Raw genomic sequence first — 23,246 nt, 5'->3', positions numbered from 1 at the left:
CACACGCGCGATAGCTCGGGCGCTGGGTGTCTCGGAGCGCACGATTTGGACCTGGTGGGCCTCAGATTCGCCTAGACCAGCACGTCTAGCCCTCTGGTGGCTGTCGCGCTGGGGCCACAACATGTGGGACGTCGAGATGGCAAACAGGACTCAACTGGCCGTTGCGACCAATCGAATCCTGTGGGCTTCCTTCAAAGAGCTCGCACGGCACGAGCGCGCCGGCAAGGACCTCCGGGCGACCTACGGCCGCCCACCAGCGAACGAACCTAGCTGCGGGCCGCTCTGCGGTCTTGATGGCATGAAGGCTTGACCAGGCTTCAGCCGAACCCTGGAGGCACAGCGGGCGTCCGACCTGGCTTGACCACTGGCCGAGGCGGCGAAGCCTCTACCCCTGAGTTCGACACCGGCTCAGACGGGACAACCTGCGGCCGCAGGTTGAGCGACGTGAAAGACGGCCCCTGAGGGGCTGCGGGCTGCGCCTGGCGCTCCACAGGAACCGCCTGGGCCACCGGCTGATTCCACCCGATGAAGAAGCCCCCATCAGCAATGGCGCGGCACAGCTGGTCCGGCGTGTCGATCTTGGTGGCCTGCTGCGTGTAGCACTGGCACCTGGCCTTCGAAGCCAGGCACGCGGCCGGATAAGGAACGTTCACCGGCTTCGTGGCGTCGTCATAGATCGGCGCTGTGTGCGGCAGACCAGCGACCCGGGCCCGGTAGGCCTCGGCGTACTGCTCAGGCGTCAGAGGCTCACGATCACGACCCGACCCACGTTCACCAGCTGCGCGGGCACCTTGCGCGCCTGGTGCACCTGGTTCGACCTGGTCAGACTGCGCAGCTTTTGTGCCAATCGCATTCTTCGGATTTAGGCGCTGGACAACCACGTAAATCAAAGCAATGGCAATAACGAAAGCAGCCAGGCCAAGCCAGAGCTTTGCCGGCAACCTGGCTTTGACGGTGTGAACCTCGGCAGACTCATACCAATCAAACACCTTCTTCGGATACCGCCATTCATGGCGAATCGAATCCTTTCGATTCTTGGCGACGTTATCCCGAACACCATTCACAAACTCGTGAATCGTTGCCCAATGGGTGCCGAATTTGCGAACCACGTGAAAGTGTCGATCGACCAGGCGGCGAGCGAACGAATCAAGCAGCATCGGATCCTGCGTGATCAACACGAAGTCCAGGCCGAGGTGCCGGTGCGTCGCCAGCTTCTGGACCCATTCAGGCGTCTGCCCCCTCCCCGTCACGGGGAATGCAAACTGCGCTTCGTCCACGATCATCAGCGCACCGCCTGGCAGGTTCTGCCAGTCCTCAACGTCCCACTCCTGCCAGCCAGGCACCTTGAGACCCTTGATGCCGTGGTAGTAGACACGGCGCGGCACAGGCTGGGCCTTCTCGGCCTCCTCTTTCCACCTGGCGAGCGTGTACAGCGTCTTGCCATGGCCAGGCAGGCCAGTTACTAAGGTGATTGGCATTACTTCACCGCCATTTTCTTAATGGCGCCGTTGACCATGCCATTAAGCGCCATGCGGGCCGACAAGGCGCTGGTAATGATGCTGATACAGGTACCGACTTTAGCCAGGCCGGCAACCTGAATTGCCATGGCGGGCAAACCTTGGAAATTGGCAATGGCCTGATCGCGAACCCAATTCAGCGAGGTATCCAGCCCGCTATACATGGTGTAGCCAATTCCGAGGCTGAGAAGAATTCGACCGACGAGGGTGCCGGCAATTTGCACCAGGCCGCCCAGAATCGCAGAGATGGCAAAAGCAGGCATGTTTACCCCTTGAAGATAATCAGAGCAGCGACGAGCATTGACAGTGCAACCATGGCTTTACCCAGAATCGCAGCGGGCTCGCATACTCGAGAAAATGGAATGACGAGGTTGTAGGAGGCCACCGAGAAGGCCTGATCACCAGGGCATGAACCTGGCAGCGCGTCCTCCTGAGAAATCCGTCCAGCGGCCGAGGCATCCACCTTGGTGACGTTGCCCTCCGCGCCGGGGTGATCCGAAGGCTTCAGGCCAGCACCAACGGCAGCATCGCCGGCCGCCTGCAAAGGCTTCGTGACCCCGGCGTCATCGAACAACAGGCAATTGCGCTTGATGACCTCTTGGGTCAGCGCGCACTGCACCGCATCGCCATCGCAAGCCGTAGCGGCACAGGAGCCACCGAACGACGACTTCTTGCACATGGGCGAGTTCGGGTTGGCCTGGCAGAAGTTCTCTTGCGGCTCCTGCTTAGAGGTACTGCCAGTGACGGAGCCGCCAGAGTCCCGCGTAACCGTCGTGGTCGTGCACGTGGTGCCGTCGCACTCGGTCTGCGTGGTCTTGGTCTGATCCCCGACCGTGGTACTGCCGCTTGCAGCTCCAGCCGGGGCGCTTGCGGCCTCAGTCGTCGGGGCCGCGCTGGTGCCCTTGCAGGCCACACACATCTGGGTCATGACACCGTTGATGCCGGCCATGCCGGGGCACTGGTTCTGCCCGCAAGGTACCGGCGCCGGCTTGCCTGTGTTCTCTTCGCCGGTCTTGACCCCATCAGTACCAGCCAGACCAGCACAGGCCTTGCCGGTGCTCTTGAACGGCCAAGCCGCCCAGATGGTGCCATCCTGCCCAGCCTTCCAGCTCGACGGCGTGTAGCCGCATCCACCCTGACAGATACCGTCCCCCGCATTGGTCACGGCCTGGTCAGGCTGTGTCGTCGCCGTGTAGTTGCCAGCAGCTGGACACGCGTAGGGAACGCACTGCCCGGCCTGGGGGCTGGTGCCGTTGTTGCACTCGCACTTAGATGACGAGCCCGGCACCTGGCGGGAATTGGGCGGACAACCCTGCCCACCCGAGCTGGTCACCGTGAGCTGAGGCTCAGAGTACGAGTACTGCCAGTCGCGCTGGAAGTAGCTATCCCAGAACATGCCCACCACGACAACAGTGCAGAGGCTAGCGGTACAGCCGGACAGCTTGCGAGTCCAAGTAACGTTAACGCTGCCCTCCATGGTCTTGGCAGGCTGCGCTGCAATCCACGCATTGCAAGCATCGGCGGGACTTGAGCCCGTGTACTTGTCGGCGCATTTGTAGACCTGAATGGCGGTCGGTCCCACCTGGCCATATGACCAGGCGGACGGCGAGAGCAGCACGCACCAGAACAACAGAATCAATCGCGCAAGATGAGCCATAGCGCCCCCAGAAAAGCAATCACCACGTAGACCCCCACAGTCACCCCCTGATGGAAATAGAGGCCCCGCAGGGCCTCTAGAAAGCGCGTCCCTAAGCCGGGATCACAGGGCGCGGCGCACCCACTTGATCACCTTGATGCCGACCATGACGGCGAAGACGGCGGTACCGACAGCAGCCACCGACACGCCGGCCGCGACGATCACCGAGGTATCGGGCGTGAAGCCGTCAGCACGTGCAGCGCCGGCAGCGACCAGAGCGGAAGCGGCAACCAGGCCGCGCGAGATTTGCTTCTTCATTTCAAACACTCCTGCCGAAGACATGAAGCCTGGCCCGTATCGGCGTCGGGAGCCAGGACAGGAATCAATCGGAGCCGTCGACGTTGAGCGCCTGGATCACGCGACGGATACCCCAGCCGATGAGCCAGACCGTGCCAACCGCGGTAGACACGAGCACGCCTTGTTCATTGGTCAGATAGAACGGGTTAGGTGGGACGTCTGAGGCCTCGACGAGAACGACACCAGCGCACGCCCCGCCAGGCTGCATCGGCTGCAGGTCAAGACCTGACCCCGTGTTGACGGCGCACTGCATCAGAGGCCCCTGAAATAGCGGAAGACCAGACGCAGAAGCCAGCACAGCAGCAGCACCCAGAAGACCCGCGCGATAGCGTCTAGATCAAGCATCACGGGCGCGACCTCCGAAGCGCACGCAGCCGCGCTCGAACGACTCGGTCCCGGCGAATGCCAGTGACAGCCCAGCGCCTCGCAAAGGCTTCCTTGCCGGCGTCAGACACCCAGCCGAGCAGGTAGCCGAGAACGAAGAAGCTCGCGGCAACACCAAGACAGGCGAGCACGAGCGACCAGGCTTGATCGACGGTCACGGCAGCCACCTCCGGCACAGGTGCAGGCCAACGGCCAGCAGCGCCAGCGAGGCAGCCAGGAGGGAGCTAGCGGCCAGCATTAGGGAGCAGCCTTAGCCGGCTGAGCAGGCTTTACGAGATCCACGGGGCGCAGATCCACCACCACGTTCTGCACGGTCTTGCCATTGCTGACCTCTTCCTCGGTCAGCTCTGCGGTAAAGGGCACGGGAAGATGGGCAACCTTGCGCAGCACTTCCTCGGGAACACGAATGGCCGCAGTGCACAGGCCCTTGATGATGCGATCCGTGCCGTTATTGCGTCGATCGTCCAGAGCGACCTCTCGGTAAATCTCAGAGGTCACGCCCTTCTTGCCTTCCATCTCCCACGCGGCGAGCTTGATGCCCACAACCTTCACGGTGCGCTTGCTGTAGTCCATTTGAAAATCCTTCATGCTGCGAGCTGGTACCAAGAGGGTCTTTCAGCGCGGCGCAGCTCAACGACGCGGACCCGAGGTGCGAACGGCCTGACATTGCGAACAGCAAGGTCCAGGCCGTACTTCAAAAGTTCGTTGCGGTGCCGATACCAGGTGGCCTGGCTGAGCGTCTTGCGCGTGTCCATTCCCGCGAGGTAGTCCCGGGCAGTAGCGCGCAGATGCCGAGGCAGTTCGTCCAGGTCATCGGTGGCCTTCTCCGCCCTGGTGAGGACGGCGCTTTTCTCGTTGAACAGGTGGACCAGCTGTTGCATGGCAAACCCCCTTTCGTAGTCGCCCAGGTAAGCGGCACCCATGTCCGTTAGGGCATTCGAGCGGACCGTGCCTTCAAATCGAACGAGGCCCACAGCCTCACAGTGAGCGGCTACGCGTTCATCCGCGCATTCATGGCGCCGCAGTTCCAAATGCTTTAGATAGGCCTTCCAGTACTGGCGACGGCCACCACCCCAAGCAACCGTCTCGCCCTGACCCAGAACGCGACCTTCCTGCCGTCCTGCGTGCTGGGTTCCCAAGTACTGCATGACTGCGTGAGCGTCATCGGCGGAACCGGCCTCAAAATTCGCCGTCAGGTCAATTCGACTGACACGAGCACCCGTCCACGCGTAGCGGACGTCCTTGCCCTGCTTCGCGGCGTACTCGATACGCCGGCCAGCAGTGAAGGGAGGCAAACCGTAGTGAGACAACACGTCGTTAGCACGGCGGATGCAATCCGAGAAGCCAAACCCGAACAGGTTCTCAGCCCGACCGAAGCGGGAAAGGTTGCCTGACAGCGTGACCCGAACCCCATCGCACTTCACGGAGATGGAGGTTTCGAACGAGCCCTGATGCTGAACCGCCCGTACCGTTTTCCAGACCAACTCGCCCGCGTCGTCGCAGGCCATGACACAACCACTGTCGACCACAGGCAGGCCCTTTTCCGGGTGCTCCTGGCTGATAGTCAGCCAGTCCACGAAAAAGGGTGTTTCCCGGTCCAAAGGCCATGCATCCACCGAGCAGAAGGCCGGTTTTTTCTCACCGGTGAGAATTTCGGGACGTGTTACTAGACCGTCCCGACCCCGGGGCAGGGTTTCCCCGGGGGTGCGCTGCGCGCCTCCCCCGGCGATCCCCTTCCCCGGCAACAAATGCGCCAGGCGTGACGGAGTGACAAGCTCCAAAGTCATTGAGCGCCCTCGCAGGTGCAGCCCAGGCCAGAGCACAGACGGACATTGCGCGACTCGACCCAGACCAGGCCGAACACTTCGGTTTCGACCTGGTAAAACTCTCCCGAGCTCGTGAAGGTCTCGTGCATCTTGGCGACGCACCCGCAGGAGGTGACGCCCTGCTTCCGGATCTGGACCCTGAGCGGGTCAGCCTGGCCGGCCAGGTAGCGCTGACAGACGGCGGACGTGTAGGCCCTGTGCGTCAGTGGCCCCTCCCCCGTCAGTGCATCCTGGATCTGTCCGTTTATCATCGCGCCGCGTCCCATTTAGGTACGGCGCGAATTCTCGTACCGTCTTGGTACAAGGAGGACTTAGATGCTTACCCAACTTTTGGCGGGCTTGACGAGAGATCAAAAACACGCTCTCGCGGACCTTGGTATCCCGCACAGCCGCATTAGCGAATGGAAATCGGGCAAAAGAAAGCCCACGCTCGCGCAAATTTTGGTGCTTGCGATGGTGGCAAACACCGACCCTAAACCGCTGGTGACCTGGCTGGCAGAACAGGAGGCAAATCCGGCCCAGCTGGACATGTTTCGCAAAGTCCAAGAACGGGGATCTTGGGCCCTCCTGACTGCAGTTTTTGCAGTGGCCTTGGCAACACCTGACCCCGCTTTTGCTCAGTGTTCATCGGGTCAAAGTGGATTCGAACCCTTATCCCAGGGGAATGCACATTGTCGAATCAATCCGCCGGCGTCGACGAGAGCTTTTGGCCTGGCCAGGCCGATAAGCCAGCCATGCTAAATCGCCTTCCGAGCGATCTACCGAGCTTCAGGGAGCTCGCAAACGACATTGGTGGCTGCCGAATGCGTGTATGACCAGGAAAGCTTCCGGGAGCGTGGCCAGTGGCTGCCGAATGCGTGAATGACCAGGAAAGTGACCGGGATCACGGCCAGTCGAACTTCGAAATGGCGCTGTGGCTACGCTCTGGCCACACTATCGAAAACTGGCTGCGGTCTGGCCATTCATGCGTGTCTGTTGGCCGCCGCAATCCGTCCTGGGCAGAACCCGTCGAAGATTGGGCCTGCCTGAGGAAGCAAATCTGCTCCTCGGTGAATCCGCACTTCTTCATGTCCGTCATTCTCCAAGTTGTCGGACTTCACTACCTTTGTGTTGGAACGGCTGGGACGCGGCAGCTCAGTCGGGCTGCGCAGTGTGGGGCTATCCGCGCTCGATGCCTCTCCGTCATGAAGGGTCGCTAGACTGTGCCATCTACTCAATCAGTCAGCAGTTCATGTCTATCACTGAGAAAGCCTGGAATGTGCAGCGCCCTGGCCTTGTCATCCAAGGCAGCCTTTGCCTCCCCGCCGAGGGCCGTTTTCCGCTGGCGCTGATTCTGCAAGGCAGTGGCCAGGTGGACCGGGATGGCAACGTCCGCGGTCGCGGCCCCTCCATCTACGCCAAGTTGGCCAGGGCTCTCGCCGAGTTCGGCGTGGCCAGCTACCGCTATGACAAGCGCGGTGCCGGTGCGAGTGGCGGCAAATTTCTTGAGACCGGGTATCACGACCTGGTCGACGACGCCCAAGCCTGTTGGGAGTCGCTGGTGACGGCACCCTTCTGTGATCCACAGCGCATGTACATGATCGGACACAGCGAAGGAACGGCCATGGCGGCCCAGTTGGCGGCCAGAGTCGCGCACCGTCCTCGAGCGCTTGTCCAGCTCTGCCCCTTCGTCGAGGGCGCGGAGGGCATGCTGATTCATCAGGCCGACCAGATCGAACGTGAGTTGCCCGATGTGCCTGGCCTGTTGGGCCTCATCCTGCGGCTGATGAACCGCTTGACAGGGCCGTATGGCCAGAGTCTGCGCAAGATGCTGGAACGGGTCCGGACGCTGGAAGGGGGCACGGTCCGCCTCGGCAGCGCTCGCGTGAGTGCACGCTGGTTGCGCGAGCTGATCGAGCTGGACGTCAACCGCCTCTACCGCGATGTCCCCTGCCCCATGCTGCTGCTGTCGGGTGAGAAGGACCTCCAATGCACGCCCGACAGCGCAGGGAAGCTCGCCGACCTGGTGGACGTCCCGACGGAGCATCACGTGGTGCCCGACATGATTCACCACCTGTCGGCGTGCGAAGGGCCGCCGGCGCTGTTTGACCTGAGGGACATCGACCCGCTGCCGCTCTCGCCTGCCCTGCTGGCCCATCTGCAGCAGTGGTTCGCGCGGGAGGCTTCCGATGGACCCGCGCCAGGCGGGGCGCCAGCCCCGGCCCTGGCTGGCCCCTGACACCGCCCTCTTGCCCTCGCCCTGCCCAGAGGCGGCGGTGCCGCACGAGCGCGTCACTCGTGGCGAAGTGCGTCAATGGGCGTCAGATTGGCAGCATTGCTGGCGGGCAGGATGCCGAACACCACGCCGATCAGCCCCGAAAAGCCGCAGGCCCCCAGCGAAGCCCACCAGGGCACCGTCGGTGGCGGGAAATTCGGAATCAGCGCGGCGATCACATGCGCCAGTCCCGTGCCGATCAATAGCCCGATGAGCCCACCGATCACGGCCAGCAGCATGGCCTCGATCAGGAACTGAAGCAGGATGAAGGCCCGAGGCGCGCCCAGGGCCTTGGCGATGCCGATTTCGCGGGTGCGCTCCGTCACGGACACCAGCATGATGTTCATGATGCCGACGCCCCCGACGATCAGCGAGATCCCGACCACGGCACCCACCACGATGGTGATGGTGGTGCTGATCTCGCTGAAGGACTTGCGCAGCGAATCGGCCGACTCCAGAGCGAAGTCGTTGGCTTGGCCCGGCTTCAGCCCGTGCGCCAGCCGCATCAGCTCCACGACCCTTGCCTGTATGGCCGCGGCCTGGTCCGGGTCGCTGACGGTGAAGCTGATGGACAGGTCGGGCTCCTCCACCACGCCGTTCACAGCCAATGCCGTCTGAAATGGCATCAGCAGATAGGCATCCTGGCTGATGCCAAACATCTCGCCGCGGGGCTCCATCACCCCCACGACCTTGAACCACTCGCCCGCGATCTGGATGTGCATGCCCACCGGGTTGGGCGGCAATTTCAGATCCCGGCGCAGCTTCTCGCCCAGCACCACCACCCGGCGACGTGTCAGGTTGTCGCTCTCGGTCAGGAACCTGCCGTGCAGCGGATACAGCGCCTGCACGTCCTGGTACAGCGCCGTCGTGCCGTACATGGTGCCGTAGGCCACATGCGATCCGTTGCGAATATCGGCGCCGGTGCGGCCGCCCGCCACGACGGTCGGCGTGATGTCCTGGATGCCGTCGATCCGATGGCGAAGCTGTTCCAGATCGCTCAGCTTGAGCCGATTCACCTTGCCGCGCAGCGCATCCTCGATCGGGGTGTCGGCCCGCAGGGTGAGCACATTGCCGCCGAGGCCCTGGAACTGCTGGCTGATGGATTTCGACAGGCCCTGCACCAGCGAGATCACGGTGACGACCGATGCCACGCCGATGATGATGCCCAGCATGGTCAGAAAGCTCCGCATGCCATGCGCCCGTATGCTGGCCAGCGCCGAGCGCAGGCATTCCTGCAGCAGGTAGAAGCGCGCGCCCCAGAGAGCGTGCGGGCCTGGGCCATGCGGATCGGTGCCGGGTGCCTCGATCAATGGAGTGGACGCGTGCGTCGAAGAAAGGGTCGGGTTCATGAGAAGGCGGGCTCCCTCATCCGTACGGGTGTGGTCACGGCGTCTTCGGCGACCAGACCATCATGCAGGCGCACGATGCGGCGGCACTGCGAGGCAATGCCGGGTTCATGGGTGACCAGCAGCACGGTCAGCCCGTGGGCATGCAGTTCATGGAACAAGGTCATGATTTCCTGCGCAGTGCGGCTGTCCAGGTTGCCGGTCGGCTCGTCGGCGAGAAGCAGCTTGGGCTCGCCGACCAGGGCCCGGGCGATCGCCACGCGCTGTCTTTGTCCGCCTGAGAGCTCGTTGGGGCGGTGTTCCGCGCGGTGCTCCAGCCCCACGCGCTTGAGCGCGAGCAGGGCCGCTTCCCGGCGCATGGCCGGAGACCAGCCGCGGTAGATCAAGGGCTGAGCCACCGTCACCCAGGCGGGCATCCGGGGCAGCAGGTAGAAGCTCTGGAAGACGAAGCCGATCCGCAGATTGCGCTCCCTGGCCAGCGCGGCTTCGCTGAGGGAGGACACATCGCGTCCATCCAGCAGGTACTGGCCGCTGCTTGGGGTGTCCAGGCAGCCCAGGATGTTCATCAGCGTGGACTTGCCTGACCCGGAGCTGCCGGTCAGCGCCACGAACTCGCCGGCCGCCACCTGCAGCGAGATGCCATGCAGCACCGGGCATTCCTGTCCGTCCAGGTGGTAGGACTTGTGGATGTCATGCAGCTCGATCATCGGCTCGCCTCCGCGGCAGGCGGTTGGCCCAGGGCCGCCGTCTTCAGGGCGCCAGGCCGGGTCTGGACCCGCTCGCCTTCCCGAAGGAATCGAAGTGTCTTGGCGGGGCCGACCACCACCACGTCGTCTGCGTTGAGGCCCTTGACCACTTCCTGGTAGCTGTCATCGGAGATCCCGGCCTCGATCGCGCGCTTGCGCACGGTGCTGTTCTCAACGACGAAGACGTTGGCCTTGCTGGCGCCGGACGGGCCCTCGTACTGGATGGCCTGCAGCGGCACCGACAGCCGCTGCGCGGTGGCCGCGGTGGCGATGTCGGCGCGCGCGCTCATGCCCGGATGGAACTTGAGATCGAGCACCGGATCCAGCCGGATCCGCACGGGATAGGTGCGGCTTTGACCCGGCGTCTGCCGGGGTGTCAGGGCGATGGACTCCACCCTGCCCTTCAGCAGCCGGTCCGGGAAGGCCACCGGGACGATGGTCGCCGCATGGTCGGCCGTCACGCGTGCGATGTCCGACTCGTCGACCTGGATCTCCGCATACAGCTGCCGGGTGTCGGCGACGACCATCAGGCTGCCGCCCGCGATGCTCATCGCGCTGGGCACGGCCGTCTCGCCGCGCTTGATGGAAACGGCGGTCACGATCCCGTCTATCGGCGCCCGCACCTCGGTCTTGGTCAGGCGCAGCTGCGCCTGCGCCAGCAAGGCCGAGGACTGCCGGACCGCCTCCTGGCTGTTGCGAAGCTCGACCTCGGCCAGATGCACTTCCGAGGCCAGATCATCAAAGCGCAGGGAGTCCACCATGCCGTGCCTGTGCAGCTCTTCATTGCGCTTGAGCTTGCTCACGGCGGCCTCGAGGCGAATGCGCTGGCGGTCGACCGCCAGCTCCGCCTGGCGCCTGGCAGCCGTGAGCTGGGCAATCTCGGCGTGCAGCGACTCGCTTTCCAGGCGGAGCAGCACTTGGCCGCGCCTGACGCTGCTGCCTTCGGTCACCAGCACCTCGTCCACCCGGGCAAGGACCTCCGACACCAGGGTGACCTGGCTTCCGAAGGCGAGGATGCCGGAGGCCAGGATGGAGGGCGTGATCGCACGTTTCTCCACCGTCACGACCTCGACGGCCTTTTGTTCTGACACCCGCAGCGCCTTGATGGACAAGGGCAGGACCACCAGCAGCGCTAGCGCGCCGCCCAATAGCAGTTGACGACGCATCTCAGAGTCCCACCACCAAAGCCCACACGCCGTACACCAGCAACCACGGGATCAGCGCAAATGCCAGGCTGAATGCCCAGCCACGCCCGCTCCAGGTCTTCACGCCCACGGCACTCAACCACCAACTCCAGGGATGCAGGACGCTCAGCGAGTTCAGGAGCACATACCAAGGGCTGTCCGGCGAGGCATGGAAGAACAGCTCGTTGAGCGCGAGGGCGTTGAGCTGCTCCTGCAGGATCTGTCCGCTCGGATAGACCACCAGCATGCCCACCGACAGCATGGGCAGCAGCAGCAGCGGCAGGCTGGCCCAGCAAGCCAGTGCCAGCCACTGATGGAAGGGGAAGTCGATGCGGGTCGCGCGGCCTGCGAGAAAGTAGTACCCGCCCTCCAGCAGCCTTCCACCCACCAGGGCGATCAAGGCGCCGACCACGGAGGTGATGGCCAGTGCCTGGAGGGAGAGGACCGGCACGCCATCCTGGGCCTTGTCGCCCACAGGTGCCAGCAGCTGCGTCTGCAGCCAGGCCGGATCCACCTGGCTGAAGTAGGCGCCGATGGATGCCAGCGTCAAGCCGACCAGCAGCAGCAGCGGGAAGGCAAAGCGGGGCTGCGCGCGCAGCGAGGTGAAGGCCAGCTCGGGCTGCAGCAGCATGGATCGTGTGAGTTGAGGTGTGTTCATCAAGGATGCTCCCAATAAAGTTTCGTTCGTCAATTCGATTGCTCGTTCAAGCGCTTACAGGGGCGTGCAGCCGCGCCGGCTTCAACGCAGCTCGCGCAGCGGGCGCAGGGCAATGCCTCCGATGGAGGCCATCAGCCCCAGCAGCCCGCAAAGCACGAACATGGCGGCGACCGCCTGGCCTTCACCGCTTCCCACGGCGCGGCCCATCATCTCGGCCACCCAGTGCCCATGCTTGAAGGCCGGCTTGAAGACCTCTTCCACCAGCAGACCACCAAAGACGACGGTGGAGGCCGTCGCCAGCATGGTGCTGGTACTCGTCAGCACCAGGATGCCCCCTTGCTGTGAATCGGGGACACGCGTCATCCAGAGCGCGAAGACGCAGCTCGAAGCGATGGCCGCACTGAGACCAGCCAGGAACTCGGTCGCGCACAAGGCGGGGACGCCCTCCACCATCCCGACCAGCAGCACGCACAGGGCCACGATCGCGTCGCAGGCCAGGACGATGCGCATGCGACGCTCCGGCATGTCGAACCACACCATGGCCATGCTGCCGAACAGCGCGCCCAGGGACTCGAAGCTCAACACGATGCCCAGCGTCTGCTCATCGTGCCGCTCCAGGATCAGAGGCACGACCAGGCTGACGGACACGGCGATCAGGCCGGCCTGCATCATGGAATAGAGCAGCAGCGCCAGCATGATGGCGTCCCGCTTGAAGAACCCCAAGGCCGACACGAAGTTCTTCCGCGAGTCGAGCAGCGCCTCCTTGAGCGTGCCCGGTTTCAGTGCTTCGCTGTTGGACTTGGCGATGCTGAAGGCATACCAGACGAACAAGGTGCCGATCACGAACGTGATCAGGTCGATGGTGACGATGCCGGGCAGGCCGATGAGCGCCATCAGCATGCCCGCCATGGAGGGGGCGATGACGCCCAAGGTGGTCGCACTCACGCCGAACGCGCCGGCGGCCCGCGTCAGCAAGCCCTTGTTGACGATGTTCGCCACCGACGCCTCGAAGGCAGGCCCCTGGAAGGCGCTGACCATCGACGCCACCGCGGTGAACGCGTACAGATGGGCCACTTCAAGACGGTCCGTCCAGAGCAGGATCAGCAGCATCAAGGTCATCAGGGCCGCTACCGAGTCCGCGGCGATCATGACGTTGCGCCGCTTCACCCGATCCACGACGCTGACGGCGATCGGCGAGACCAGTACGGCCGGCAGCAGGCTGGCCACGATGGCGCCGGCGAAGCTCAGCGTGGAGTTGGTGCGCTCGTAGATCCAGACGCTCATGGCGAACTGGACCATCTGCGTCCCCACCATCGAGACCGTCTGGCCGGTCCACAGCATCCAGAACGGTCGGCCCAGTGCGGCCAGTCGGGAAAATGCTTTCATCAATTGACTCCCATGTCCTTCGTTTTCTGTTGAGGCGAGGTCGGCGTTGCCGGCCTGTTGACGCCCTGTTGCTGGGCCAGCCACCAATCGACGCAGTCCTGCACATGCGGCGGCTTGAGCATGCTCATGTGATTGCCAGGCCCCTTCCAGTGCTGGAGCTGCGGCGCCCAAAGTCGCCACCCTTCAGCGTCCCGCTGCTGGTCTTGCGCATTGCGCTCAGCGGAGCGACGCGGATCGTCGGCCTGCACCAGGCAGACGGGCCGGATCCACTGGCCGTTCGGCCGGTAGCTGGCACGCAACGCTGCGCCAAAGGCCTGCAGGGGGCCTTCCATCACATCAGGGCGCGTGCGAGTCGGCAGCAGGCCGTGGCGCGTCATCGCTGCGTGCAGCGCAGCCAGGCGCTGAGCCGGAGACAGGGGCGCCAGCTGGTGGCGGAAGAGGCCCAGGGGGCGCCCCAAGGCAAGTTCCAGGCTGCCCGCCAGTTGCTCGCAGATGTCCAGATGGCTGTGTTCCTTGTCCAGTACGCCCGCAGCGTCCGGTGCTTCGCTGTCCAGCAGCGCCAAGGACAGCACCTCGCGCCCCAAGGCCTGCCATTGCAGCGCGATCTCGAAGGCGATCCAACCGCCGAAGGAATGCCCGGCCAGGTGCACCGGCCCCCCGCCCGTCACGGATTCCATGGCCCGCACCGCCGCACGGGCTGCGGCCTCGACCGTGGTGTGGGGCAGCAGCACGCCGTCGGTTCCGCGTGGCTGAAGACCATAGACAGGCCATTCCCTCCCCAGGGCCGCCGCAAAGTCCCGCAGGCCCATGACACTGTCGCCGGCACCCGGAACACAGAACAGCGGGACATGCCCCGCTGCCCCTGACTGCAGCTTGATCAAGGGTTGATAGTCCAGCTCCGGCGCCCGTTGTGGCGCCTGGCTGTCCGCCAGGTCCAGCACGTCCGACCACAAGGCTTGCAGGCTTTCGCGGGTACCGTCGGGCTCGCGAACCACGGTCGAGGACATCACCTTGGCGCCCGTCGCCATCAACGCCAGTCGTTGCACCACGCCGTTGTCCGGATCGATGGACCATGCAGGCAGGTCCCGTGAGCGGGAGGACGGCGCCGTCGCCACCGGCGCCGGCAGGGTCCCGAGCAGACCGAGGAAGGCGATGTCCTGGTCCTGGCCGAGCAACTGCAGGGCGACGGCATGCATCAGCTCGGCGCTGCCTGAGTCCGTCGCCAACCAGTAGGGGCCCTCGCCCTGCCAGGACCGGATGCTCTGTGCGAGCCAGGCCGCCGCGCCTTCCGTCGTGCGAGGACGGCCGGCCTCGCGCCAGTCCAGGGCGACGCACCGCAAGGGCGCCGCGTCGCCCGGCCCTTCGATCCAGTCTGGAGGGGCTGCCAGGTCGGCGGGCTCGCCGTCGAACCAGAATAGAAGGGGCTCGTGGCCCGGTCCTTGCGTCGCATGTCGCTGGCCGGGGCCTTCGTGGGTGTGTGGCTTGCTCATATTGCCTTTCCTTGCAGGGATTCATCGAGTGCTTTGGAGATCGCGGTTCCCAGCTCGGCCACGTAGTCGCTCATCATGCTTCCGTGGTCGCCCGGCACCGGCACGACGCGCAGCAGCGCCTCGGGGATGTAGTGCAGCCACCCTGCGCGCGGATCCGAGTTCTGCTCCAGCACTTCAATCGGCACCAGTTCGTCGAACACGGTGCTCTTGTCCTCGGCGGAGAACAGGTGCACGGGCAGGTCGGCCGAACGCGGCGTGTAGCCGTCCAGTGCGTCCTCATGCGCCTGGAGGCGCGCAATGAAGTCGCGCATGGCGGCTTCGTCGAACGGGTCGAGATAGTCCGGCAAGATGCGCGCCTTCCGGCACTCGGCCAGCAAGGCGTCGAAGCTCAGCTGGTCCGCCCGCTGGGTCAGCTTGCGGATGGCCCGGCCCTTGAGCTTCATCTTGACGATGTTCTGGAGCCAGTTCAGCGTCGGTTCGGGGCGCTCTTCGCAGAGCAGCATCAGGTTGCGCTGCAGTGACAGGTCGTGGCGCAGGCGGACATGCGCCCGCAGCAGGCGCAAGACGGCGGGGGCGAAGCTGTCCAGCAAGCCGATGAAGCCGACTTCCGCGCCTGCGTCCTTCAGCTGCATGGCGACTTCATAGGCGAGGATCCCGCCGAACGACCAGCCGGCCAGCCGGTACGGTCCCTCCGGCTGCACGGCGCGGATCAGCTTGACGAGCCGGTGGGCCAGCCCGGCCATCGTGTTCGCGCTGCTCGTGCCCTGCTTGCATCCCGGAAGCCCGAACACCGGCACCTCGGTGTCGATCTTGGGGCCCAGGCGGTGGAAGTAGATGTCCAGGCCGAGGTACTCGTGCACCAGGAAGATCGGCGGCTTGCTGCCCATGGGCCGGATGACCGTGACCGCGTCGCCGATGGGCGCCGGGCGCTCGCGCAGGTAGGCGGCCAGATCGCTCAGCACCGGATGCCCGAAGAGCTCGGCCACGCTGATGTCGATGCCGCAGGCTTCGAATCGGTTCACCGTCAACGCCAGCAGCAGGGAATGGCCGCCCAGCTGGAAAAAGTCATCGTTGCGCTGGATGCGTTCGAAGCCGAGCACCTCACGCCAGACGCTGGCAATCGTCTGCTCCAGGTCACCGCTGATCTCCTGGCCCGCCGCCGAGCCGTGCCCCTCGCCATCCGGCGCCGGCAGTGCGGCCCGGTCGATCTTGCCGTTGCGATTCAGCGGCATGCGCTCCAGCACCACGATGGCCGCAGGCACCATGTAGCCGGGCAGCGTCGAGGCCAGCTGGGCGCGCAAGGCGTCCGGGTTGAGCTGTTCCTGGTCACCGGCCACGTAGGCGACCAATCGTTGCTGGGGCGTCTGGCCGTGTTGAACCAGCACCAGCGACTCGCGCACGCCCGGCCGCAGCAGCAGCTGGGCCTCGATTTCCCCGAGCTCGATGCGGAACCCCCGCATCTTGACCTGGAAGTCGCGGCGTCCCACGAAGACGAACTGGCCATCAGGGCGTTGATAGGCCAGATCGCCGCTGCGGTACAGCGTGGCGCCCGGCACGAACGGATCTTCCACAAAGCGCTCGTGCGTCAGTTCCGGCCGATTCAGATAGCCCTGTGCGACACCTTCGCCGCCAATGTAGATTTCGCCGATGGCGCCGAAAGGCACCAGCCTGCGCCATTCGTCCAGCAGATAGACCCGGGTGTTGCAGATCGGGCGCCCCAGGGGCAGCGTCAAGGACCCCTCGCTCACCGAGGTGATGTGGGACGTCAGCGCGAAGGTGGTGGTCTCGGTCGGACCATAGCAGTGGATCAGGCGGACGGGCCCCTGCTTTGCCAGGACCCGGGCAAAGGCTTGCGGATCGCAACGTTCCCCGCCGGTCATCAGGTGACGCAGTCGAGACAGCGCCTGAGGAATGGACGCCGCCAGCTGGTTGAACACCGCGGTGGTCAGGAAGATGACAGTGATGCCCAGGTGATCGAGAGCCTCGGCCATGCGGGGCGGGTCCAGCACCGTGTCGGTGTCCATCGTCACCAGCGTGCCGCCGTTGAGCAGCGCCGCCCAGACTTCCATCGTGCTGGCATCGAAGGCCGGGTTGGAGATGAACGCGACGCGGTCCGTGGGCCCGAAGTCGGCATAGCCGTTCTGGATCGCGATGCGGCCGATGGCTCGATGCGGAATCCGCACGCCCTTGGGGCGGCCGGTCGATCCGGACGTGTACATCAGATAGGCCAGGTCCTTCAGCTGTGCAGGGACTTCGGCAGGCGTGCCCGCCTGTGTGAGGTCCGGATGCCGCAGGTCAACGATCAGCCGTTCCACATCGGGCAAGGGCCGCTCTTCATGGCCGGGCAGTACCAGCAGCAGGGCGGCGCCGCTGTCCTCGACGAGCTCGGCCCAGCGCTGCGGTGGCGCCTGCTCGTCCAAGGGCACGAAGAAGGCGCCGCATTTCAGGACCGCCAGCTGCGAGGTCACGAGCTCGATGGAGCGCTTCATCAGCAAGGCGATCGGATGACCGGGGCGCACACCCGCCTGCTGGAGCTGCCAGGCCAGGCGATTGGCGCTGGCATTGAGCTCGGCGTAGCTGACGCTGCGCTCGCCGTCGATCATCGCGAGGGCCTTTGGCGTCCGATGGACTTGGGCCTCGAACAGGGCATGCACCGTCAGACGCTGCTCGTAGCGCACGGGTTCGTGGCGGCCATGGATCAGGGCCTCCCTCTCCGCGTCTTCCAGCATGTCCAGCGACAGCAGCGACCGCGAGGTGTCCGCCTCCAGGGCTTCCGAGAGCGCCTGGAGCAGTCGTGCCATGTAGCGGCAGGTCTGCTCGGCAGAGATGCTCTCATGCACCTGGGCGGTCACGAAGAGCGCCTCACCGTCGTCATCCACACTGAGCGTGTAGGGATAGTTGCTCCGTTCAGCGCCGACCTCGCTCTGGATCCCGGCGGTGAAGTCGGTCAGCGTGGCGTCTGCGTCAGGCGTGGTGTCCTTCGGGCTGTGGCGGTAATTGAACAAGGCGGCGAAAACCGGCACGCCGCTCTCCAGCCCGCTGCAACGCTGAGCCAGCGCCAGCGGGGCATGCTCGTGGCGCAGCAGGCCGGCCAGGTCTTGCTGGACCTGCTTGACCGCGCCCAGCACCGGGCCCTGCAGCTTGACGCGCAAGGGCAAGGTGTTGATGTACAGACCCAGCGCGCGGTCCGCCCCGGCCCCGGCCTGCATGCGGCCGAACAGCACGGTGCCGAACACCACGTCCTCACGCCCGCTGACCCGGCCCAGCAACTGGGCATAGGCCAGGTGGCACAGGCTGGCCACGCTCACGCCCAGGCGACGGGCCTGGGCGCGCAGCCCGCGGCTCAGCGAATCTGGCAGTGCCAAGTGCGCTTCACCGACCTGGCTGCCGTCGCCCTGCACATCCGACAGGCCGTAAGGCAGCGTCGGTTCATCCACGTCGCCCAGCTGCTCGCGGAAGTAGGCCTCGTGCTGCGCGGGGCTGAGCCCCAGGCGTGCCTGCGCCACGTAGTTGCGGAAGGGCTGCGCGGGAGGCAAGTCCTGACCCCGGCCGCTCAGCAACAGAGCGATCTCCTGCTGCATGACCTCCAGCGCCTGGTGGTCGGTCGCCAGGTGGTGCATCAACAGCAGCAGCAGCCAGCGCTGCTGGGCGGCATCGTGCAGCACGTGGGCCCGCATCAGCGGCGCCTGGGTCAGCTCGATCCGGGTGTGCTGTGGATCCCAGCGTTCGCGCAGTTGTGTCGCGGCGTCCTGGACGCTGTCAGGATCGAGAGCATCTTCCTGCACGAGCAAAGGTGCTTCTCGCCAGACGACCTGCACGGGCTCGTCCAGGCCTTCCCAGTGCAGCGCGGTGCGCAGCACGTCGTGGCGTTGCACGACCTGGCCCAGGGCCTGCACGAAGCGGTCCAGCTTGTCACGCTCCTGGAAGCTGAAGAGCACGTCCTGCAGGTACACATCGCCCTGGGCCGCCATCAGGTGGTGGAAGAGCATGCCTTCCTGCAGCGGTGCCAGGGGGTAGATGTCCTGCACATTGGCGGCGCCGCCCGGCACGCGGGCCACGATGGCGTCCAGCTGTGCCTGGCTCAAGGACACCAGGGGCAGCATCTGCGGCGTGAGCTCTGTCGCGCCTTCGGGGATGGCGTTAGGTGGGACCTCGACTTCACGAGTCTGTTCGGAGCTGCCTTGCATCCCCAGGGCCAACTGCGCCAGGCTCGGCGTGCTGAACAGCGCTCGCACGTCGCTGGCCAGACCGGCCTGGCGCATGCGCTCGATCAGCGTCACCGCCAGCAGCGAGTGACCGCCGAGCTCGAAGAAGTTGTCGTGCCGGCCCACGCGCGGCAGTTGCAGCACTTCGGCCCACAGCGCGGCCAGCTGCTCTTCCAGCTCGCCTTGCGGGGCTTCGTAGCCTCGGGCCGCCAGTGCCTGCAGGTCCGGGGCCGGCAAGGCCTTGCGGTCCAGCTTGCCATTGGGGGTCAGCGGCAGCGAGGGAAGCAGCACGAAGGCGCTGGGGACCATGTAGGCGGGCAGCGCTTGCTCGAGGGCTTGACGCAGACTCTGCGTCCACTGTGCTTCGGCCGCCATGCCGTCCTCCGAATCCTCGGTCGAGACGTCCTCCGATTCGCCTGCCACCACATACGCCACCAGACGCTTGTGTCCCGGCTCATCCTCGCGGGCCAGCACCACCGCCTCGCGCACCCCAGGCTGCGCCAGCAGCTTCGCCTCGATCTCACCCAGCTCGATGCGGTAGCCGCGCAGCTTCACCTGTGCGTCGTTGCGACCCACATACTCCAGCACCCCGTCCTCGCGCCAGCGCACCAGGTCGCCGGTGCGGTACATCCGCCCCGATCCACCCTGCACGAAGGGATCGGCCAGGAATCGCTCCTGCGTCAGATCCGGACGGCCCAGATAGCCTCGCGCCACTCCGGCGCCGCCGATGTAGAGCTCTCCCACCACGCCCGGTGGCACCAGACGCCGGTGGGCGTCCAGCACGTACAGCCGCGTGTTGGCCATGGCCTGGCCGATGGCCCGCCACTCCTCCTGGCCCGCGCCGGGCTCGTGGATGGTGGCGTTCACCGTGGTCTCGGTCGGACCGTAGGCGTTGAGCAGCGTGGGGCGGTGCCCTTCGCGCTGCCACCAGCGCGCCAGCGCCCGCTGGTTCAGCGCCTCGCCGCCGATGATGATCAGCCGCAGGCTGGCTGCGATCGGCTCGTCCTGCTGGATGAGCTGCTCCCAGAACTGCAGCGGCAGGTCCGCCACCGTGATCCCGTGGGCCTGGCAGCGCTGCCAGAAGGCCGGCGCCCCTTGCAGCCAGGCGTCGCTGCGCAGCACCAGCGTGGCCCCCACGCCCAGCGTCGCGAAGATCTCCTCCACCGACACGTCAAAGGCCACCGAGGCGAACTGCAGCACGCGGTCCTGCGCGCTCAGCCCCGTGCGCTGCACCACCGCGCCGAGCTGGCTCAGGGCCTGGCGGTGCTCGACCATCACGCCCTTGGGCGTCCCGGTGGAGCCCGAGGTGTAGATCACGTAGGCCAGGGACGATGCGCTCGCCTGCGGCAGGGACTGCTCCGTTGCCTGTTGTTGGCGCAGCTCATGCACATCCAGCACCACCGGCGGCTGTTCCTGCGCCGCCACGGCCATCGCCAGGCGGGCCTGCGCCGAGGCCTCCAGCTCGCCATGCGTGAGCACCACCCGGGCCCCGCTGTCGCGCAGCATGGCGCCCAGACGCTCGCTGGGGTAGGCCGGGTCCGCCGGCACGTAGGCCGCGCCAGCCTTGAGCACGGCGATCACGCCGGCCACCAGCGCCGCCCCGCGGGGCAGGCACAGCAGCACCAGGGGCTGGCCGTCCTTCGCTTCCTTCGCACCCGCAAGATGCGGCGCGATGTGGGCCGCCAGTCGCTGCGTCAGGGCGTCCAGCTCGGCATAGCTCAGCTGCTCCTGCTCGTCCACCAGGGCCAGCGCCTGCGGGCTGCGCCGGGCCTGCGCCTGGATGAGCCCATGCAGGCTGCCTTGCTCGTCAAAGCGCTGGGCCAGCTCGGCGCTCAGCGCCTGGGCCGGCTGGCCGAAGCCCTGCAGCCGCTCCTCCTGCGCCAGCGGCAGCACCGGCAGCGCACTCAGCGCGCCCTGCCCGCCTTCGCGCAGCGCCTGCTCCAGACTTGCCAGCGCTTGGGCCATCAGCGCGCAGACGTCCTGCGCGCGACCATGCCCGGCCACCTGCGCGGTCAGTGTGAGACCGGCGCCGCTGTCGTCCACGTCCATATTGAACGGGAAGTTGCTGCTCTCCTCCGAGTACACCAGCTGCAGGCCGAGTTCCTGTGACCACCGTTGAGGCAGTGTCTCGATGTCCTGGCTGTGTCGGTAGTTCAAGAGTGCGCTGAACAGCACCTTGTCGCCTGGGAGCTCGCTGCAACGCTTGGCCAGGGACAGGGGCGCATGCTCGTGCTGCAGCAGCCGGGCGAGGTCCGCCTGGGCCTGCAGCAGGGCATCGGCAGCGCCCCTTCCGGTCAGTCGAATCCGCAAAGGCAAGGTGTTGATGTAGAGCCCCAGCGCACGATCCGCACCCGGCCCGGCCTGCATGCGCCCGAACATCACCGTGCCGAACACCACGTCCTCTCGACCTGAGAGCGCGCCCAGCACCATCGCATAGGCCAGATGGCACACACTGGCCATGCTCTGGCCACGGGATCGGACCAATCCCCGCAGGCTGGAGACCAAGGACCTGTCGACTTGCTGCTGCGCCTGCTCGATGCCCAGGCCGCTGCCCATCACGTCATCAAGACCGTAGGGCGTCGTGGGCTCATCAATGCCCGCCAGCATCTGCCGGAAGAAGCCTTCGTGCGCCTCGCGGGGCATCGCGTGCCTGGTCTGGGCCACGTAGTTGCGGTAAGGCTGTGGGGTTGCCAGCAGGTCTTCGCGGCCCATCATGATGGCCTCGATCTCCTGCTGCACCGTGTCCAGGGCGGTGTGGTCGATGGCCAGGTGCTGCACCAGCAAGGCCAGCAGCCAGGGTTCCCCGTCGGTGGTGGCGCCGGTTTCCCGGGCAATGCGCGCCTGCAGCATGGGTGCCTGGCGCACATCCAGGCGAAGTCGACGCGGGTCGGATTGGCTCACCATCTCCGCGCTGCTCATGGCCGGCAGCTCCAGGACCGGAAGCGCCGCGGAGCGCTGCACAAGCTGGATGGGCTCCGGCAATGACTCCCAATGCACCGAGCTGCGCAGAACGTCATGGCGATCAATGACCCGCTGCAACGCCGACAAGTACGCATCCAGCTGATCGCGGCGCTTGAAACGCATCACACTGCGCAGCAGGTAGACATCCCCCTGATCCTCCATCAGGTGGTGGAAGAGCATGCCCTCTTGGAGCGGGGCCAGCGGGTAGATGTCCTGAATGTTGGCGGCGCCGCCAGGAATCTGCCCGATCAATCCATCGATCTGCGCCTGCGTCAACTGCACCAAGGGCAGCATCTCTGGCCTGATCGTCGTGGCGCCTTCGGGGATGGCCGCCGGCGGTGCCATCACCTGGCCGTCTCCCTGCATGCTGATCGCACCGCCCTTCAGCGCGGCGATCAGCGCAGCCTTGTTCTGGCGCAGCAGCGTCAGCAGCGCCTGATCATCGAGGACTCCCTCTTCCGCCTTGACCGACAGTTCATCGCCCTTCAAAGACAGGGCAACGCCCCGGGCATTCAAGCTGCGCAGAAGCTCGGCAGTGGTCATAGAACAATTTCCCTGATTCGTTTGGTGCCGGCCGCAAAGCGCGCCAGCGTCGGTGACTGGAACAAGGTCGAGGCGTCGGCGCTCAACGAGGCCTGGCGCATGCGCTCAAGCATGCGAAGCGTCAGGAGCGAATGCCCGCCCAGTTCGAAGAAGTTGTCATGCCGCCCCACCAGCGGCCGTCCCAGGAGCTCTGACCAGATGGCCGCAAGCTCGGCCTCAATGGCTCCCTCCGGGGCGGCATAGCGTTCGGCATGGAAGGCGTCGTCATCTGGCGGCGGCAAGGCCTTGCGGTCCAGCTTGCCGTTGAGTGTGATCGGCAGTTGTGGCAGCCATACGAAAGCGCTGGGCACCATGTAATCGGGCAGTTCTGCGGCCAAGTGGTCGCGCAGTTCCTGCACCGACACCGGCGTCGCGCCCTCCGCCGTGACGTAGTACGCCACCAGGCGCTTGTTCCCTTTGTCGGCCTGGTCCACCACGACGGCGGCCTGCGCCACCGCCGGGTGCTCTTGCAGCCGGCTCTGCACCTCGCCGGGCTCCACGCGGAAGCCCCGCAGCTTGACCTGCTGGTCGCGCCGGCCCATGAACTCCAGCGTGCCGTCCTCGCGCCAGCGACCCAGGTCGCCGCTGCGGTACAGCCGCTGGCCGGGCTTGAACGGATGCGCGATGAAGGCCTGCGCCGTCAGCTCGGGCTGGTTCAGATAGTCCAGCGCCAGGCCCTGCCCGCCGATGCAGATCTCGCCGATGGCCCCGCGC

Annotated in this window: 16 protein-coding genes and 1 pseudogene; 2 read left to right on the top strand and 15 right to left on the bottom strand. The window is 65.7% G+C overall.

From position 1 onward, the window contains the following. Positions 1-317: 317 nt before the first annotated feature. The 7 genes from QRD43_RS22365 to QRD43_RS22335 all read right to left on the bottom strand — a co-directional run bounded on the left by QRD43_RS22365 (position 318) and on the right by QRD43_RS22335 (position 5,986). Positions 318-1,478 carry a zonular occludens toxin domain-containing protein gene (locus QRD43_RS22365; RefSeq protein WP_285984738.1) on the bottom strand — a complete coding sequence of 387 codons (1,161 nt, stop codon included), beginning with the start codon at positions 1,476-1,478 and terminating at the stop codon, positions 318-320. Further along, positions 1,478-1,780 carry a DUF2523 domain-containing protein gene (locus QRD43_RS22360; protein ID WP_285984737.1) on the bottom strand — a complete coding sequence of 101 codons (303 nt, stop codon included), beginning with the start codon at positions 1,778-1,780 and terminating at the stop codon, positions 1,478-1,480. The genes QRD43_RS22365 and QRD43_RS22360 overlap by 1 nt, the downstream gene beginning before the upstream one ends. A gap of 2 nt (positions 1,781-1,782) precedes the next feature. Then, the gene (locus tag QRD43_RS22355; protein WP_285984736.1) at positions 1,783-3,156 is read right to left on the bottom strand and encodes a virulence factor TspB C-terminal domain-related protein; all 1,374 of its coding nucleotides are present in this window, start codon (positions 3,154-3,156) and stop codon (positions 1,783-1,785) included. A 120-nt stretch (positions 3,157-3,276) separates the two neighbouring features. Then, a complete protein-coding gene (locus QRD43_RS22350) occupies positions 3,277-3,471 on the bottom strand; it encodes a major capsid protein (protein ID WP_285984735.1) in 195 nt (64 codons plus the stop codon). A gap of 660 nt (positions 3,472-4,131) precedes the next feature. After that, positions 4,132-4,467, bottom strand: a complete 336-nt coding sequence (locus tag QRD43_RS22345) for a hypothetical protein (protein WP_285984734.1) — start codon at positions 4,465-4,467, stop codon at positions 4,132-4,134. Positions 4,468-4,478: 11 nt separating this feature from the next. Next, positions 4,479-5,681 carry a phage/plasmid replication domain-containing protein gene (locus tag QRD43_RS22340; RefSeq protein ID WP_285984733.1) on the bottom strand — a complete coding sequence of 401 codons (1,203 nt, stop codon included), beginning with the start codon at positions 5,679-5,681 and terminating at the stop codon, positions 4,479-4,481. After that, positions 5,678-5,986 carry a hypothetical protein gene (locus QRD43_RS22335; protein ID WP_285984732.1) on the bottom strand — a complete coding sequence of 103 codons (309 nt, stop codon included), beginning with the start codon at positions 5,984-5,986 and terminating at the stop codon, positions 5,678-5,680. Before QRD43_RS22335 ends, QRD43_RS22340 begins: the two co-directional genes overlap by 4 nt. A gap of 49 nt (positions 5,987-6,035) precedes the next feature. On the opposite strand from QRD43_RS22335, the gene QRD43_RS22330 reads away from it, so the two are divergent. Both QRD43_RS22330 and QRD43_RS22325 read left to right on the top strand, forming a co-directional pair. Continuing rightward, positions 6,036-6,461, top strand: a complete 426-nt coding sequence (locus QRD43_RS22330; RefSeq protein ID WP_285984731.1) for a helix-turn-helix domain-containing protein — start codon at positions 6,036-6,038, stop codon at positions 6,459-6,461. A gap of 490 nt (positions 6,462-6,951) precedes the next feature. Further along, positions 6,952-7,938: an alpha/beta hydrolase gene (locus QRD43_RS22325; protein ID WP_285984730.1), complete on the top strand. Its 987-nt coding sequence runs from the start codon at positions 6,952-6,954 to the stop codon at positions 7,936-7,938. A gap of 53 nt (positions 7,939-7,991) precedes the next feature. Here the strand turns inward: QRD43_RS22325 and QRD43_RS22320 are convergent, their stop codons facing one another. The 8 genes and pseudogenes from QRD43_RS22320 to QRD43_RS22285 all read right to left on the bottom strand — a co-directional run. Next, complete coding sequence (locus tag QRD43_RS22320; RefSeq protein ID WP_285984729.1) at positions 7,992-9,323, bottom strand: ABC transporter permease; 1,332 nt, start codon at positions 9,321-9,323, stop codon at positions 7,992-7,994. Next, positions 9,320-10,027: an ABC transporter ATP-binding protein gene (locus tag QRD43_RS22315; protein ID WP_285984728.1), complete on the bottom strand. Its 708-nt coding sequence runs from the start codon at positions 10,025-10,027 to the stop codon at positions 9,320-9,322. Before QRD43_RS22315 ends, QRD43_RS22320 begins: the two co-directional genes overlap by 4 nt. Next, complete coding sequence (locus tag QRD43_RS22310; protein ID WP_285984727.1) at positions 10,024-11,232, bottom strand: efflux RND transporter periplasmic adaptor subunit; 1,209 nt, start codon at positions 11,230-11,232, stop codon at positions 10,024-10,026. The genes QRD43_RS22315 and QRD43_RS22310 overlap by 4 nt, the downstream gene beginning before the upstream one ends. A 1-nt stretch (position 11,233) precedes the next feature. Further along, entirely contained in the window at positions 11,234-11,908 is a 675-nt protein-coding gene (locus tag QRD43_RS22305) for a YIP1 family protein (RefSeq protein WP_285984726.1), read from the bottom strand. Positions 11,909-11,989: 81 nt separating this feature from the next. After that, complete coding sequence (locus QRD43_RS22300) at positions 11,990-13,294, bottom strand: MFS transporter (RefSeq protein WP_285984725.1); 1,305 nt, start codon at positions 13,292-13,294, stop codon at positions 11,990-11,992. Next, positions 13,294-14,784 (bottom strand): thioesterase domain-containing protein, encoded by a 1,491-nt coding sequence (locus QRD43_RS22295; protein ID WP_285984724.1) that lies wholly within the window; start codon positions 14,782-14,784, stop codon positions 13,294-13,296. The genes QRD43_RS22300 and QRD43_RS22295 overlap by 1 nt, the downstream gene beginning before the upstream one ends. 77 nt (positions 14,785-14,861) lie before the next feature. Beyond that, positions 14,862-22,493, bottom strand: a pseudogene (locus tag QRD43_RS22290) (amino acid adenylation domain-containing protein); the annotation flags it as partial. Next, positions 22,490-23,246 (bottom strand): non-ribosomal peptide synthetase (locus QRD43_RS22285; protein WP_285984722.1); only part of this gene is annotated, 757 nt, incomplete at its 5' end. The gene QRD43_RS22285 and the pseudogene QRD43_RS22290, both read right to left, overlap by 4 nt.

The sequence above is a fragment of the Roseateles subflavus genome (assembly GCF_030285365.1).
GTDB lineage: Bacteria > Pseudomonadota > Gammaproteobacteria > Burkholderiales > Burkholderiaceae_C > Roseateles_B > Roseateles_B subflavus.
This window is presented reverse-complemented; position numbering and strand designations above follow the sequence as displayed.